Here is a 15,072-nt window from a genome sequence, read left to right as displayed (position 1 = left end):
GTGAACGGGTCGCGGGAACGACGCGGTCGGCGTCGTAACGCTGCCGTGGTTGGTGAGAGGTACCGCGCGGTTGGGCGGCACGGGCGGCGGAAGCGCGCCTCGGGCGCGGGCCACCGGAGTGTGGTGGGGTCACACGTCACCTTTCTGTCTGCAGCGAAGATGGGTCAATAATCAGTGGTACATCCCGAATTGTGCCCTATAATCGCCGCCCGCCCACGCAGGCACGCGCGGAGCGGGGATGGAATCTACCCGCGGGCGGCGTAGGGAGCCTGGGCCGGGATGTCCGGCAGTTCTACGTTCCCTTCGGCCGGCTGTCCGTCATTGGTGGATTCACCGCCGTCTGGGTGGTTGTCCGAACGAGACGCACCCGACTCGGCGCCTTCGCGCTCGCGGTTCCTCTCGCTCAGCGTCGGACGGGCGTTCAAGTTGTCGGACACGTTCGCCGTCGCGTGCGGGTCACTCGAGGCCTGACCCGGGCGGACCGGTTCGCCGTTTACGTCGATGACCGATTCCATATCCGGGGTGGCTTCGCGCTTCTGTTCCACATTTCCGTCTGCATCGACTTCCACTACGCCAGGCTGAACTGGGACGCCCATCTTGGCCTCGTGGGCGCGGCGGGCGACGTCCGACGCCGAACGCACATTCTCCAAGTCTCGGTTAAGAGTTTCCAGCTGGTTATCCAGCGTGGATTCGTGGGCAGTAAGCTCCTGAATCTTAAAGGTCTGGGACGTCGACAGGCCAGAGAGCCACATCGCCGCTGCCACACCAGTGATGAGCAGGCCAATGGCGATGAAAGAAAGGCGAGCGAACAGGCCAGTAACCCGAGTGGGCTGCACGACGCGGCGCCCACGATTACTCACTATCTGCTTCGAACCAAGACGGTTTCCTCGCAGACCCGTTCCGACCCGGCGGGCGGGCACAGTACCGCGATGCGGCGTGCGACTGGGCAACGGGGTGGTGCGGCGTCCCCGCTCCAGCAGCGCGGTTCCCTGACCGGAGAAATCAGATCCGGTGGTGAAATCGCGGCTAGCTCCCATGGTGTGGGTCCTCTCGTGGTCGCGGTGGTACGTTGCCTGTGCGGTTCGGTCTCTCAGCGTCATGGCCTACCTCCCGGTTCATGAAAAGACGGACTGCCCTCGAGGCGCTCGAGTGCGCGTACCCGGACGGACGCTGCCCGCGGGTTCTCTGCAATCTCCTCCTCGCTCGCCTTCTCCGCGCCACGCGTCACGATAGAATAGTGTGCCGCCGTGCCCGGAAGGTCCATGGGAAGCCCCGGCGGAGTCGTCGAGGTGCTGAGCTTGGTGAAGGCATGCTTGACGATGCGATCTTCGAGCGACTGGTAGCTCATGAACACCGCGCGGCCGCCGACGGACAGGGCATCCGTAATCACGGGAATGACCTGTTCGACCGCCTCAAGCTCGCGGTTGACCTCAACGCGCAGCGCCTGGAAGGTGCGCTTCGCGGGGTGGCCACCGGTGCGACGCGTCGCTGCGGGAATCGTGGCGTACAACAGCTCAACCAAGCGGGCTGAGGTAGTAAAAGGTTCCTTTTCCCTTTCCTTTATTACTGCCGAAGCAATCTTGCCGGCAAAGCGCTCATCGCCATAGGTTTTGAGGATGCGGGCGAGGTCACCGTGGCTATAGGTGTTGAGTACGTCGGCGGCAGTCATTCCCTGGCGCGGGTCCATGCGCATATCCAGCGGGGCGTCGGTCTTGTACGCAAACCCACGCTCCACCTGGTCAAGCTGCATGGAGGACACACCCAGATCAAACAATGCCCCTGCAATGCCGTGTTCTCGCGCGATAGAAAAAATCTCATGGTCACCCTGCGCAATGGCACGACCGACCTCATCGAAGCGAGCGTTGACGCCGACGAAGCGGTCGGCGAAGGGGGTGAGACGTCGAGAAGCACTGCTCAACGAGGCGGAGTCACGGTCCACACCGATAATCCGCGCGTTAGGAAAGCTGTTGAGGAAGTATTCGCTGTGGCCACCAGCCCCCAGAGTGCCGTCCACGATGACGGCGTGCTCCCCCGCTGCTTCGACGGCCGGAGCAAGCAGCTGAGCCATACGCGCACGCATAACAGGGACATGGCCGTGGTTGTCATTCACGTCATAGGTAATGGTGCCGTTGTGGTCCACAGTTGCTGTCCCCCTTTCCATTCAGGCGCCTGAGGCCGCTATCAGATCTGTTCGATAAAAATCGAGTGCGTATAGGGCCCTGTCCGAGGAAGGGTTCTGATGTCGGGGAAGTACACCAGCTCATCCTCCTCGGGCAGAGTCCATACACGCACTCTCTGTGTGCCAGGAAGCTCTACAGCAGCCCGGCAAGTACGTCATCGGCGTCTGCCGCCGAATAAGCGTCTTCAGTTTGCGCCTGGTATTCAGCCCACGCGGCTGCGTCCCAGATTTCGAGGAAGTCAACCGAGCCCACAACTACGCATTCCTTCGTCAGGTTTGCGTACTCACGGTGCCCTGCGGACAGCGTGATACGTCCGTGCCCATCGGGGCGCTGCTCGTCCGCACTCGCTGCCAAGTTACGGATGAACGCACGCGCTTCTGGGTTGGTGCGTGACACGGCCGCTGCTTTCCTAGCTCGCGCCGCGAACTCCTCCCGCGGGTATACCGCGAGCGAATGATCCTGACCTTTGGTGACCATGAGGCCGCCAGCCAGTTCTTCGCGAAACTTTGCCGGAAGCGTGAGCCGTCCTTTGTCATCGAGCTTGGGAGTGTAGGTGCCGAGAAACATCCCCGGGTCCACCTTCCTGTCACTCGAAAACTCCGGATTCCTCTCGCGACAAGAGAGCAACTCTCCTCCGCTACGCCCCACTCTACCCCACTTTCCCCCACCTCCCACACCTTTATCACCGCAACAATCTGCGTGTCGCAATAACATTGCAGATAAAAGGCAGTTTTTCCAGTGGGAAGTTTTCCCAGACTCCCCTTGACACACCCCCTCAAACAGGCCCATTTCCACGTATTCACTCACGCAACTTTGACCCCTTAGCATGCAATTTTCCCCACCACCCCCATATTCCTGACGTTTTCGCCTTCCCACCACGCTCCAAAGGGCCTCTAGACCGACATTCCCCGACCGGCACGTAGTACAGGTGGGGCAAAGTGGGGGAAATCCGGAAATCGCACGAAAAGTCTCCCCTCCCCGCGCAAAATGCCCGCACAAGTTTTTAGAAACATTGCGTCGCCATGATAGCAACATCATGTTGCCATCTTGCGGCACTCAGGGTGACACGCCAACCTACTTTCACCCCACACACTAGGAAGTTCCTTCATGTATCTAGCTTGGCGCGAGATGCTCTTCGCGCGTACCCGATTCCTCCTCATGGGCGTCGTCCTCGCACTCATGTCCATGCTCGTCGTTATCATCTCCGGTCTCACAGCAGGCTTGGTCAACGACGGCGTCTCCAGCCTCAAGGCGATGGAGAGCAACGTCATCGCTTTCGCCGATGGCACGCAGAAAGACTCTGCATTCACCCGCTCCGTTGTCGATGCCTCCGATGCCGAGTCCTTCTCTCAACTAGAGGGCGTGGACCAAACCACCCCCTTGGGCCTGACCATTGCTAACGCCCACAACCAGGACGGCACGGCGGTGGACCTCACGCTCTTCGGAGTAGAACCTGACTCCTTCATCGCACCGGCAGGCTTGCCCCCAATCGACACCGCCCGGACAGACGGCAAGCCCAGCAACACGAAACACGACATCATCCTGTCCTCCACCCTGCAGGACGAGGGGATCGAGGTGGGCGACACCATCACCCTCGACCGCTTGGATATCCCCCTCAGCGTCATCGGGTTCACCGACAACCAGCGAACCTTCGGCCACGTCGACGTGGCCTACCTGCCGCTCGATATCTGGCAAGAGGTTCACGCCGGCGGGCGCCACGGCGAAGCTGTCACCCCAGAGGCCTATGAGGAAGCATCTGTCATCGTCGCTCGCACGGCGGATAAGCCCGATACCGATGCTCTCACCGAGCGCTCCGGCCTCGACGTTCGAACTCTCAAAGAGAGCTTCGACTCCTCCCCCGGCTACACCGCCGAAATGATGACCCTTTCCATGATCACCTGGTTCCTCTATGTCATTGCCGCGCTCGTTACCGGCGCCTTCTTCCTCGTGTGGACCATCCAGCGCGCCGGCAATATCGCCACCCTTCGCGCAATGGGCGCCACCAAGAGCTTCCTGCTGCGCGATAGCCTCGGCCAAGCGGTGGTCATCCTCCTCGTATCAATCCTCGCCGGCGCACTCATCGCCGTTGGCCTGGGCAGCCTCCTAGAGAAAACGGCTATGCCCTACGCCACCGAATTCAGCGCTGTCATCAATGGCGGTCTCATTCTCTTCGTCGCCGGACTGCTCGGCGCCTTCGTTGCCGTCGTCCGCGTTACCCGAACCAACCCCCTCGCAGCCCTAGGAGAAAACCGATGAGCCACGCTTTGGAACTGAAAGACGTCACCGTCAGCTACAGCGACGGCGATTCACACGTTAAGGCACTGAATTCCGTCGATCTCACCGTCGAGGCAGGCGAATTCGTTGCCGTGGTTGGCCCCTCCGGCTCCGGAAAGTCCACACTGCTCGCGGTCGCGGGCGCTTTGACAACGCCCGATTCCGGCCAAGTCCTCGTCGCGGGCGAGGACATCGTGCCGCTGGGCGACTCCGAACTGGCGCAGATCCGCCGCAACCACATCGGCTTCGTCTTCCAGTCCTCTGGCAATCTCCCGTCTGCACTGACGGCGGAGGAGCAGATCGAATTGGCCAGCAAGGTCATCGGCAAGACTGGGCGCTACTCCAGCGCCGAGCTGCTGGAGAAGGTCGGCATGGCGCATCGCGCGAAGCACCGGCCCGGCAGTCTTTCCGGCGGTGAGCGCCAGCGCGTCGGTATCGCGCGCGCACTTGTGGGCGATCCACAGGTGCTGCTCGTCGACGAACCCACTGCTGCCCTCGATCGCGCACGGTCCCAAGAGATCGTGGCGCTGCTAGCCAAAGAATGCCACGATTTCAACGTCGCGGGTGTCATGGTCACCCACGACTACGACGTTCTTGGTCACTGCGACAAGGTCTATGAAATGGTCGATGGCCGCTTGACCCCGTCCGCCAAGTAGGCACCAGAATGGAAAAAGAATGCGCAGCTTAACGTAGACTTAGCGCATGCCGAAGATCACTGAAACGACAGTAGCCGAGCACCGCGCCGTCCAGCACCGCGCGGTGCTCGAGGCTGCCGAAAGGTTGATCGTCAACAACCACGGGGCAGTTCCTACCTTGGCGGAGGTCGCTGCGGAAGTAGGCCTTGCCCGCCCCAGCGTTTATCGCTACGTCTCATCCCAACACGATTTGTTGGTGCAGCTGCTTATCCAGGCCACACAAACGTGGAATGAACAGCTCGAAGCTGCCATGCAGGTGGCCCCTCCAGAGCCGACAGAACGCATCCATGCTTACGTGGACGCCACTCTCGAACTTTTCCTCCATGGCACGCACGGCCCCCTCATGACCGCCGCGCAGCACTTCCCCCAGGCTTTTGCGGATGAGGCGGTGCAGCAGTCACATGGTGGCTTTGCATCGATCGTTAACGAGTTCTGCCCTGGTGTTTCCAAAGCGGATATCTCGCTGCTCAACGCCGCCATCGTTCGCGCATCAGAATTGGCAGACCGCTCGCCCGAGCAGCTCCCGGGCATAACGCAAACCCTGTACGCCATGGCCAATGTCATCGTGCCACAGCCCTCCGACTCACAATAGAGCGAAGGGCTGCTGGTGGGTTTCTAGCGCTTAGTTTCCTTCGAAACGGCGGCGGAAGTTATCTTCAAGGCGGTTTCCAACGTCACTGCCAGCCTTCTTGGACTGCTTGTTGCGCCGCTTAGCGGATGCTGGTGCGCCGGCGGCAACCAGAGAATCTTCCGAATTTCCGCGCAGCATCCACACCCCGGATCCAAACATGACCAAAAAGCCAAGTACGGAGAGGATAACGAACCACAGGGACTGCTGGGCCAACGCGATTCCGCCCACCATCATGCACAGACCGACAACGATTAAGGCCACCCCACGGAGGGTGATGGCACCCGAGTTGCCGCCGAAAGAAGTTTCACCGGACACAGACGCGCCAAAATCAGGATCGTTGGCCAGCAACGATTGTTCAATTTCACGCAGCGCTTGCTGTTCGTGCTCAGAAAGGGCCACAGCGTCCTCCGTAATGATTTGGGTTTAGGTAGTGGAACTGGGAACTATGTTTACTACCTCTATAACGTCAAGGATAGCGAGATAGTTCCCACAAAGACAGTCCATAGTTTTTGGGCATCCTTGCGCCCCTGCTACCGGAGCAATCACGCCCTCACTAGGCGGCCAGCCCACCGAAGCCCAGCTCAGATTCGGTCGCGTCCACGTAACGTGTGGCAAGCGCCAAGTACTGGTAGACCGTATCCGCAGCGGGCACCGGATCCATTCCGGAGGCCACGCGCGAGCGCACGCGGGAATAGTCTGTGAATTCTGCGGCCCATTGAGCATCCGCCGGACCGATAAGAGCTACCTGCTCCCATGCAGAGGTAGGCAAGCGCCGACGGCGCGACACCGCAGACGCCGCCACACGCGCGCCCGCAGCACGCAGCGAGGCGCGGTACGCCATTTCAAGAGCGTCCTCGAACCGCCCCTCCGCAGCGCTACGGCGCGCATCCACCAACAGATCCAACGCTTGACCGAGGAAGCGGTCACGGCGCACACGCTGCATCGCCTCCCTGTTCCGGCCCCGAGCCGCTGCCGTTGCTGAAATTACCTGTGCCATGACCTCTCCTCCTTGGGCTGCTTCCTGAGCTTGTCAATGAAGACTGTGCTGTTGACTTTCTACTGCTGTTCGCTGATGAGACTCACCGTAAAACCACCTTCGTACATCCACCTCTAATTTTAGTTCATGTGTTCGATTTAAGCAATAGGGATGGGCGATATTTCTTCTCTTTTCGAACACGTACTCCGACTCCTCGGCGGTTGGATGTGCAGAAGATAGTTTCTCTGTGCGCTTTCACATGCCTGAAGAATCTGCTGTTATTAGAGATGTGAGTTACACGCTGCGCCGCCTAAGCCCCCAAGAGTTCGCCATTGCTGTCCCGCGCTTGGTGGATATCTACATCGCGGCAATGGGCTACAGCCAGTCAGTGCGCGACGTCTCCATCTCGCGGTGGCGCGCAGATCTCATACGCCCAGGGTTTTCCTGCGTCGTGGCCACCACCGACTACGGAATTGCAGGCTTTGCCTACGGCTTCCTTGGCTCTCCGGACACTTGGTGGGACAAACAGCTTCGCCGAGCGCTCACCGCCAGTGGCGGACCAACCCCGGAACAAGAAGACATTCTCCACAACTATTTCGAACTGGCGGAGATTCACGTGCTGCCTGGAGAACAGGGCCGCGGCTTAGGGCGCGCACTGCTCGAAGCCTTGGCGTGGAACCTTCCCGCGCGCTACATCCTGCTTTCCACTCCGGAAGTTCCCAACGAGGCAAACTCCGCCTTCGGCCTCTACCGCAAGATGGGATTTAGTGATTTCCTTCGCCAGCTCTACTACCCCGCCGATGCACGCCCCTTCGCCATCCTGCAATCGACGGTGCCGCTGACACCAGCCGACACCGCTTAACCTGGCGGCAATCCGGCATAGCTACCCAGGTAAAGTAGCAGGCGTGACTACACCGCAGATACCTTCCTTGAACGACATCCCCGCAGCCGTGCGCGAGGAGCTTAAGCTTTTCTTGGACAGTCAGCGCGACGCCATCGCGGCCATCGGCTCTCCGGTGGCCGACGCGATCTCCTATTTGGATTCCTTCGTCCTGGACGGCGGCAAGCGCATTCGCCCCCTCTACGCGTGGGCAGGTTTTGTCGGTGCGCACGGGCTCGACGGCACTGAGTCCCCGCAGGCAATGCTCCGCGCTGCCTCGTCCTTGGAGTTCATTCAGGCCTGTGCACTTATCCACGACGACATCGTGGATGCTTCCGATACCCGGCGCGGCAACCCCACTGTCCATCGCGGCGTTGCTGCTCGCCACCGCGAGCTCGGGCTCAGCGGCGACGCTGATTTCTTCGGGCAATCGCTGGCCATCCTCATCGGTGACATGGCCCTGGTCTGGGCGGAAGACATGCTTCAAGATTCCGGCCTGAGCCCCGAGGCACTGGCGCGCGCCCGCGCACCATGGCGGGCAATGCGCCGCGAAGTCATCGGCGGCCAGATTCTGGACATCTCCCTGGAAGCCGCCGGCTCCGAGGACGCCACGTTGGCGGACTCGGTGAACCGGTTCAAGACTGCCGCGTACACCATCGAGCGCCCCCTCCATCTGGGCGCCGTTATAGCGGGCGCACCCGAGAAACTCGTTGCTGCCTTCCGCGGTTACGGCCAGGACATCGGCGTCGCCTTCCAGCTGCGCGATGATTTGCTCGGCGTCTTCGGTGACCCGGCTATCACCGGCAAGCCCGCCGGAGACGACCTGCGCGAAGGCAAGCGCACGGTTCTGTTGTCGCTGGCCCTACAGCGCGCGGACGCCACCGATCCCGCAGCCGCCGCTGAGCTTCGCCGCCTCATCGGGCAGACGGAGGACCCCGCAGACATTGCCCGCATGGCGCAGATCATTGCTGATTCCGGTGCGCCGGACGTCGTCGAGCAGCGCATCAGCGATCTCACGCGTTCCGGCCTCGACCATCTGCACAACGCACAGGTTGACCCCGAGGTCACGGCGGTCTTGGAAGAACTTGCCCACAAGTCCACGGCCCGCCGGATGTAGCATGGCCCGCTCCGCATCCACGCGCGTGCCCCTGCGCATTCCCCATCCCCTGCCACTGGGCATCGTCTCTGCGATCGTCCTGGCGCTCGCCTCCTTCTCCGGCGGCGCGACCCGGAATCGCGGAGGTTTTCTTGAGGCGCTCAACATCAGCTTCCTTGCCTATGGCCACGGCCGCAACATTGGCATGGTCCTCTACTGGATTGGCCTGTTTGGCCTCGTCGCCGCATGGGTGTTGGCGGGCCGCCACTTCATCGCCCCACAGCTCAAGAACCCGCAACCAGACGGCGCATTGGCAGACATCCGCCGGATGTTGATCTGCTGGGTCACCCCGCTGCTGTGCGCCGCACCGCTGGCTTCCCGGGACGTGTACTCCTACCTCATGCAAGGCGCGATGGTACGCGATGGTTTCGACCCCTACGTCGAGGGCGCAGCCGTTAACCCCGGCCCCTTCCTGCTCGAGGTCTCTCATGACTGGCGCAACACCACTACGCCCTACGGGCCGCTACACCTGTGGATGGGCAACGGGGTAACCCACCTGGTGGGCGATAACGTTGCTGCGGGCATCATCGTCTACAAGGCAATTTCCGTCCTTGGTTTTGCAGCCATCGCCTGGTCAATTCCACGCCTAGCCCGAAGCATTGGCGGTGATCCCGCCCTAGCGCTCTGGTTGGGAGTGGCGAATCCGGTGATGATTTTGCACCTCATCGGCGGCATGCACAACGAATCAGTCATGGTGGGGCTGGTATCGCTGGGCCTTCTCGCTGCTGTGCACCACAAGTTCCACCTCAGCCTCATACTCGTTGGCGTGGCAGTGTCCCTCAAGGCCACCGCCGTCTTCGCCGCGCCCTTCATCGTGTGGCTCATGCTGCACCATTGGGCGCCGAAGGGAACGAAGCCGCTCAAGCGCGTCGGGTTCTTTCTACTATCCGGCGTTATCGCCGTGGCGGAGGTCGCGTTGGCGGTGGCGGCGATCACGTGGGCGTCGGGAAGCTCGTGGGGTTGGCTGTCGCAGATCAGTGGCAACTCGAAGGTCATCAACCCCCTGGCCGGCCCCACCTTGCTTGCCGATATTCTCGTTCCGCTCATCCAGGTCTTCTCCCCCGACACCACCTATAACGGCGTGCTCACCGTACTGCGCTCGGCCGCGATGCTTCTGATGCTCCTGGGCCTTGTCCTTGTGTGGTGGTGGGGGCGCACGGGCGTGCGCCGTGCCATTGCCGCCACGGCCGCGGCCTACCAGGTGGCGTTCGTCTTCAACTCCGTGACGCTGCCGTGGTACTACGCCTCGGTGCTCACGCTCATGGGAACCTTCCGCCCACCACTACCGCTCATCAAGCTCACCACCGGCGCAGCTCTCTTTATTGGTGTGGCCTTCGCCGGCGACGGCAATCACCAGCTCTACAACTGGTTCTGGGTGATTGCGATGGTGGTCGTGGCATGGTTGGCCACGCAATGGATTTTCGACGGTGTTCCACGCACCACCGCTGAACCGAATGCGGCAGGTGCGACGACAGCGCCTAAAACGCCGAAGCCTGCGCGCGCCGAATAACCTCCCGCGCGAGGTGGCCGTGCAGCGCGTCGATGGGGCGGCCCGGTAGGGACTCGTCCTCGGTAAAAAGATGCGCCAGGATCTCGTTGTCACCCCAGCCGTTGTCCGAAAGAACAGTGATGACGCCGGACACGTGCTTGGAAATGACGCCCTTGGCATTGAAAAACGCTTCCGGGACGAGGCGCTGTCCTTCGGCGTCCCGCCACGCGATGAACTTCCGGGCATTGAGCAGATCGAAGACGCGAGTAATGGGCAGATCGAGTTTTTCAGCTACCTCTTTAAGCGTCAGCAACTTCTCTCCGGCGAGAAGTTGCGGAAGCTCAGGGTGGGAATTCTCAACGGTGTTCTCAGAATTAGTCACGGACACAACTGTAGCCGGATCACACTTTCGGGCGCCGATCAGCCATACTGGAATCCATGACAAGGCTGAACGTGGGCGACATTCTTGAAGGACGCTACCGCATTGATCAGCCGATCGCTCGCGGCGGCATGTCCACTGTGTATCGCTGCGTGGACATGCGTTTGGGCCGCGCAGTAGCTGCCAAGGTGATGGATGAGCGCTATCACGACGACCCCGTCTTCGTCACCCGCTTTAAGCGCGAGGCCCGCGCGATGGCGCAGCTGAGCCACCCCAATCTCGTCGCCGTGCATGACTTTTCCGCGGATGGTTTGCCCATCTATCTCATCATGGAGCTCATCACCGGCGGCACGTTGCGCGAGCTCCTTGCGGAACGCGGACCCATGCCGCCGCACGCTGCGGCCGGCGTCATGCACTCGGTCTTGGCGGGGCTCAGCGAGGTCCACCGCGCAGGCCTCGTACACCGCGATATCAAACCGGATAACGTTCTCATCACCGATAACCACCGAGTCAAGGTGGGTGACTTCGGCTTGGTGCGCTCCGCAAAGGCGGAGCATGATAGCTCCGGCCAGATCGTCGGTACCGTAAGCTACCTCTCCCCCGAGCAAGTCACTGGCGCGGATATCACGCCGGCTTCCGATGTCTACTCGGCTGGAATCGTCCTGTTCGAGTTGCTGACGGGCACAGTCCCCTTCCACGGTGATACCCCGCTTGCGCACGCCACCGCGCGCGTGCACGCGGATGTGGTGGCACCATCTTCACGCATTGAGGGGGTGCCGATGCTTTTCGACGCCCTCGTGGCCACCGCCACCGCACGTAACCCAGCCGAACGCTTTGCAGACGCGGGTGAATTCCTCGATGCTTTGGATGACGTTTCCCGGGAGCTGCAACTGCCACAGTTCACGGTCCCCGTCCCGCGAAACTCGGCCGCCGCACGTACCGCTGCAGTACCTACAGACTTTTCGGGAACAGACAATACGCGTGTCTTCGAAGCAACCTCTGCAATCCCCTCGCCCGATTCCCCCACGCGTGAAACACGGGCGGAAACCCGCGAGGACGCTTTCCCCCTGCCTGCCGCACCGGTAGACACCCCAGCGCCCTCCCCCGCCGTGGCAGAACCATATGCGGCCGGGGCCGAAGAGGAGCCGGAGGAACGTCCGTTGAGCAACCGCAGCACGGTCGGGCTCATCGGGTTCCTCGTCCTCGTCGGCCTCGCCACCTTGGCTGTCGCCGTGGCCGCCTGGTGGTTTGGATCCGGAGAATACGGCACCTGGCCGATTCTCTGGAGACCGTATTAGTCTGCGCAGCGTCTAGCTGCGCAGACTCTAGTTGCGCAGCATCTCCGCGATGAGGAAGGACAGCTCCAGCGATTGCTGGGTGTTCAGGCGAGGATCCACGGCGGACTCGTAGCGGCCCGGCAGGTCCACGTCCGTGATGTCCTCAGCGCCGCCGAGGCACTCGGTGACGTCCTCACCGGTGAACTCCAGGTGCACGCCGCCCGGGTGAGTGCCCAGCTCGCGGTGCACCTCGAAGAAGCCTTGGACCTCGTCGACGATCTTGTCGAAGTGGCGGGTCTTGTAACCGTTCGACGCCGTGAAGGTGTTTCCGTGCATCGGATCGGACTGCCACACCACCTTGTGGCCGGAGTCCTCCACTGCCTTGATGATCGGAGGCAGGACGGAACGCACCTTGTCGTGTCCCATACGGGCAATCATGGTGAGGCGGCCCGGCTCACGGTTCGGGTCAAGCTTCTCCGCGTACTCCACTGCCTGCTCCGGCGTCACGCCGGGGCCGAGCTTGATGCCCACGGGGTTGCCGATGATGGAAGCAAACGCTACGTGGAAGTCGTCGAGACCACGGGTACGCTCACCAATCCACAGCTGGTGCGCGGACAGGTCATAAAGCTTGGTCTCGCCGTTAGAGTCCGTACCCAAGCGCAGCATGGAACGCTCGTAATCCTTCAGCAAGGCCTCGTGGGAGCAGTAAATCTCCGCCGAACGCAGGGTCTCATCCGACACCCCACAGGCGTTCATGAAGGCCAGGCCGTTTTCAATCTCATCAGCCAAGGCCTGGTAGCGAGCACCCGCCGGGGAGTTGGCCACGAACTCTCGGTTCCATTCGTGGAGGCGGTACAGGTCCGCGGTTCCGGAGTGCGTCAGCGCGCGAACCAGGTTCATTGCCGCCGAGGAGTTTGCGTAGGCGCGAATCATGCGGGCGGGATCGTGACGGCGGGATTCCTCGTTGGCCTCCACGCCGTTGACGATGTCACCGCGGTAGTTGTACAGACCGTTGGCATCCAGATCGGCAGAACGCGGCTTGGCGTACTGGCCGGCAATACGGCCCAACTTCACCACCGGAGTGGAAGCGCCGTACGTCAAGACGACGGCCATCTGCAGCAGCGTCTTGATGTTGCCGCGGATGTGCGGTTCCGTGTTGGACTCGAAAGTCTCCGCGCAGTCGCCTCCCTGGAGGAGGAAGGCTTTGCCCAAGGCGACGTCGGCAAGCTTGCGCTTGAGTTCCTCAATCTCTGGGGCCACGACGATAGGCGGGACGGATTCCAGGATCTTTCGCACGTTATCAGCCTGCAGCTGATCCCAGCTGGGCTGCTGCTTCGCCTCGCGGGAAATGGCGTCCTGGAACTTCTCATTGATCCCCTCCGGCAGCGGCGGCAGATCAGGGAGCACTTCTTTGGGAATATCTACTGTCCAACTCACACCCAGTATTTAACCATCTCGGGCCTGTCGCGCGTTAGTTAATGGACTTTTAGGTCACGGTATTAATTCACGATCAGCTCACGCGGTTGCCCCGAGTCAGCGGCAAGTGCTGCTCACAGATGCGAAACTTGGCCAGGTTATGGCGGGCGTCGACCAACGCGTCGTGGTTACCGTTAGGCACGGGAGGTAGCTTGGGACGGCCGGCGAACTCCCAGTACTGCTTGAGCTCCCGGGTGTAGCGTGGCATCCCCTTGGGCAGACTCGCCATGTCTCCCCACAGCTGCGCAAGAACCACGTGGTCATAAGCCCCGACCCAGGCCCACAGTTCGATGGGGGTAGAGTGGCGGCCCAAGAATTCCAGGAGATCCTCGCGGATGGTCTCACGCGATTTCCAGACCGGATCCGCCGGGCTCGGGAGTTTATCCAGTACATTGTCGCGCACCCACGCATTGGCCTTGCCCGGATCGAAATCGGTGGATACCGCGTAATACTCGCTGCCGTCTTCTCCGACAATGCCGATGGAGACCAGCTCGATGGTCGATCCGTCCTCGATAAACTCGGTGTCGTAGAAGTAGCGCACGCCCCGTATCCTAGTCTGCTGCCTAGAGGAGCCGTGCCACTGGGGGCCTATACTCAGCTGCGTGAAGAAAGCTCTCTCCTCGTCCCTCCTTCCTCTCCTTCTGGTGGGGCTGGCAACGGTGCCGTGGACTATCCATCTTGCGGCGTCGATGAACAGCGGCGGAATTGTGCCGTTTTACCACGTTGACCTCGATGTCTACCGAGAGGGAGGGCAGGCCCTGCTCCGCGGGGAGAATCTCTACGCGCAAAGCTACATTCTCGGCAACGGAGTGTCGCTGCCTTTTACTTACCCGCCTTTTGCTGCAGCGCTCTTTGCCTTGGTGTCGTGGATGCCGCTGTGGCCGCTGTCTCTCCTTCTTACTGCGGCGTCGCTCGGTGCGCTCTGGGCATGTCTCTACGCCGTTATCTCACGGTGCTGCGACGTTGACCGCCCCGACTGGTGGGTCACGTGGGCGCTGCTCGCCTGCGCACTCACCGAACCGATTACTGAGACTCTCAGCTTCGGCCAAGTGAATCTCCTGCTGACCGCGGCCGTTGTTGTCGACTGCCTGCTGCTCAGACCACGCTCCCCGTGGCGGGGTGTGCTGACCGGCGTTGCTATGGCGATCAAGCTCACCCCGGCGGTCTTCCTCGCGGTCTTTTTCGTTCGCCGCGACTGGCGTGCCCTTGCCACGGCGATAGGCGCCTTCATCGCCTGCGGTGTGGTGGGCTACCTCGCCTCCCCTGCAAGCTCTGCGGCGTACTGGACTGACACCCTCTGGGACTCCTCCCGAATCGGTACGCTGTCCTATTCCAGCAACCAATCCCTTCGGGGCTTGCTCAGCCGCGTTAGTCCTGAGGAAGCATCGGGCCTGTGGTTGGTTGGCTGCGCTCTCATCGTCGCAGTCTTGTGGTGGGTCATGAAGCACACGTCCTCAGAGATAGAACTCGTGTTACTGGCCTCCACGGCGGCGCTGCTGTGCTCCCCGGTCTCGTGGTCCCACCATTTCACGTGGCTGTGCCTAGCCGCGGTCTACCTCACCGCGCGCCGCTACTGGTTCCTCGCAGGCCTCACGTGGTTCGTGCTGCTAGCCCGCGGCCACTGGCTTGTCCCCCACGGCGAGCAGCTGGAACTGGAGT

The 15,072-nt window shown here is 61.6% G+C and carries 15 protein-coding genes and 1 pseudogene; 8 read left to right on the top strand and 8 right to left on the bottom strand.

Going from position 1 to position 15,072, the window contains the following annotated elements; all coding sequences use genetic code 11:
• Positions 1 to 245 precede the first annotated feature (245 nt).
• The 3 genes from ftsL to mraZ form a co-directional block, all read right to left on the bottom strand.
• Entirely contained in the window at positions 246 to 1,100 is an 855-nt protein-coding gene (ftsL, locus tag FME68_RS03470; RefSeq protein WP_158396053.1) for a cell division protein FtsL, read from the bottom strand.
• Positions 1,097 to 2,140 (bottom strand): 16S rRNA (cytosine(1402)-N(4))-methyltransferase RsmH, encoded by a 1,044-nt coding sequence (gene rsmH, locus FME68_RS03465; RefSeq protein WP_328287700.1) that lies wholly within the window; start codon positions 2,138 to 2,140, stop codon positions 1,097 to 1,099. Before rsmH ends, ftsL begins: the two co-directional genes overlap by 4 nt.
• A gap of 172 nt (positions 2,141 to 2,312) precedes the next feature.
• Positions 2,313 to 2,747 carry a division/cell wall cluster transcriptional repressor MraZ gene (mraZ, locus tag FME68_RS03460; RefSeq protein ID WP_046647963.1) on the bottom strand — a complete coding sequence of 145 codons (435 nt, stop codon included), beginning with the start codon at positions 2,745 to 2,747 and terminating at the stop codon, positions 2,313 to 2,315.
• A gap of 540 nt (positions 2,748 to 3,287) precedes the next feature.
• Between mraZ and FME68_RS03455 the strand changes: the two genes are divergently transcribed.
• Genes FME68_RS03455 through FME68_RS03445 form a run of 3 tightly spaced genes read left to right on the top strand, consistent with a single transcriptional unit; the run spans position 3,288 to position 5,741 of the window.
• On the top strand, positions 3,288 to 4,436 hold the full coding sequence (locus FME68_RS03455; protein WP_158396049.1) for an ABC transporter permease: 1,149 nt from the start codon (positions 3,288 to 3,290) through the stop codon (positions 4,434 to 4,436).
• Entirely contained in the window at positions 4,433 to 5,110 is a 678-nt protein-coding gene (locus FME68_RS03450) for an ABC transporter ATP-binding protein (RefSeq protein WP_158396047.1), read from the top strand. The genes FME68_RS03455 and FME68_RS03450 overlap by 4 nt, the downstream gene beginning before the upstream one ends.
• 46 nt (positions 5,111 to 5,156) lie before the next feature.
• On the top strand, positions 5,157 to 5,741 hold the full coding sequence (locus FME68_RS03445; RefSeq protein ID WP_070754212.1) for a TetR/AcrR family transcriptional regulator: 585 nt from the start codon (positions 5,157 to 5,159) through the stop codon (positions 5,739 to 5,741).
• Positions 5,742 to 5,771: 30 nt separating this feature from the next.
• Here the strand turns inward: FME68_RS03445 and FME68_RS03440 are convergent, their stop codons facing one another.
• Together FME68_RS03440 and FME68_RS03435 are read right to left on the bottom strand one after the other, a co-directional pair.
• On the bottom strand, positions 5,772 to 6,179 hold the full coding sequence (locus tag FME68_RS03440) for a DUF3040 domain-containing protein (protein WP_046647959.1): 408 nt from the start codon (positions 6,177 to 6,179) through the stop codon (positions 5,772 to 5,774).
• Positions 6,180 to 6,333: 154 nt separating this feature from the next.
• Complete coding sequence (locus FME68_RS03435; protein WP_046647958.1) at positions 6,334 to 6,777, bottom strand: SAV_6107 family HEPN domain-containing protein; 444 nt, start codon at positions 6,775 to 6,777, stop codon at positions 6,334 to 6,336.
• A gap of 268 nt (positions 6,778 to 7,045) precedes the next feature.
• Between FME68_RS03435 and FME68_RS03430 the strand changes: the two genes are divergently transcribed.
• Genes FME68_RS03430 through FME68_RS03420 form a run of 3 tightly spaced genes read left to right on the top strand, consistent with a single transcriptional unit; the run spans position 7,046 to position 10,302 of the window.
• Complete coding sequence (locus FME68_RS03430) at positions 7,046 to 7,618, top strand: GNAT family N-acetyltransferase (RefSeq protein WP_046647957.1); 573 nt, start codon at positions 7,046 to 7,048, stop codon at positions 7,616 to 7,618.
• 43 nt (positions 7,619 to 7,661) lie between these two features.
• On the top strand, positions 7,662 to 8,753 hold the full coding sequence (locus tag FME68_RS03425) for a polyprenyl synthetase family protein (RefSeq protein ID WP_070512446.1): 1,092 nt from the start codon (positions 7,662 to 7,664) through the stop codon (positions 8,751 to 8,753).
• Between the two features lies 1 nt (position 8,754).
• A complete protein-coding gene (locus FME68_RS03420) occupies positions 8,755 to 10,302 on the top strand; it encodes an alpha-(1->6)-mannopyranosyltransferase A (protein ID WP_158396041.1) in 1,548 nt (515 codons plus the stop codon).
• On the opposite strand, the gene FME68_RS03415 is transcribed toward FME68_RS03420, so the two are convergent.
• Positions 10,271 to 10,669, bottom strand: a complete 399-nt coding sequence (locus FME68_RS03415; RefSeq protein ID WP_046647954.1) for an Rv2175c family DNA-binding protein — start codon at positions 10,667 to 10,669, stop codon at positions 10,271 to 10,273. The genes FME68_RS03420 and FME68_RS03415 overlap by 32 nt on opposite strands.
• A gap of 50 nt (positions 10,670 to 10,719) precedes the next feature.
• On the opposite strand from FME68_RS03415, the gene FME68_RS03410 reads away from it, so the two are divergent.
• Complete coding sequence (locus FME68_RS03410) at positions 10,720 to 11,958, top strand: protein kinase domain-containing protein (RefSeq protein WP_158396039.1); 1,239 nt, start codon at positions 10,720 to 10,722, stop codon at positions 11,956 to 11,958.
• Positions 11,959 to 11,985: 27 nt separating this feature from the next.
• Here FME68_RS03410 and FME68_RS03405 read toward each other — a convergent pair whose 3' ends face one another.
• Together FME68_RS03405 and FME68_RS03400 are read right to left on the bottom strand one after the other, a co-directional pair.
• The gene (locus tag FME68_RS03405) at positions 11,986 to 13,374 is read right to left on the bottom strand and encodes a class II 3-deoxy-7-phosphoheptulonate synthase (protein WP_328287699.1); all 1,389 of its coding nucleotides are present in this window, start codon (positions 13,372 to 13,374) and stop codon (positions 11,986 to 11,988) included.
• 73 nt (positions 13,375 to 13,447) lie between these two features.
• Positions 13,448 to 13,954, bottom strand: coding sequence for a polyadenylate-specific 3'-exoribonuclease AS (locus FME68_RS03400; RefSeq protein WP_144013691.1), 507 nt, complete (start codon positions 13,952 to 13,954; stop codon positions 13,448 to 13,450).
• Between the two features lie 148 nt (positions 13,955 to 14,102).
• Between FME68_RS03400 and FME68_RS13165 the strand changes: the two are divergent.
• A pseudogene (locus FME68_RS13165) lies at positions 14,103 to 14,909 on the top strand (glycosyltransferase family 87 protein); the annotation flags it as partial.
• Between the last annotated feature and the right edge of the window lie 163 nt (positions 14,910 to 15,072).

Source organism: Corynebacterium hiratae (genome assembly GCF_009708045.1).
Classification (GTDB): domain Bacteria; phylum Actinomycetota; class Actinomycetes; order Mycobacteriales; family Mycobacteriaceae; genus Corynebacterium; species Corynebacterium hiratae.
This window is presented reverse-complemented; position numbering and strand designations above follow the sequence as displayed.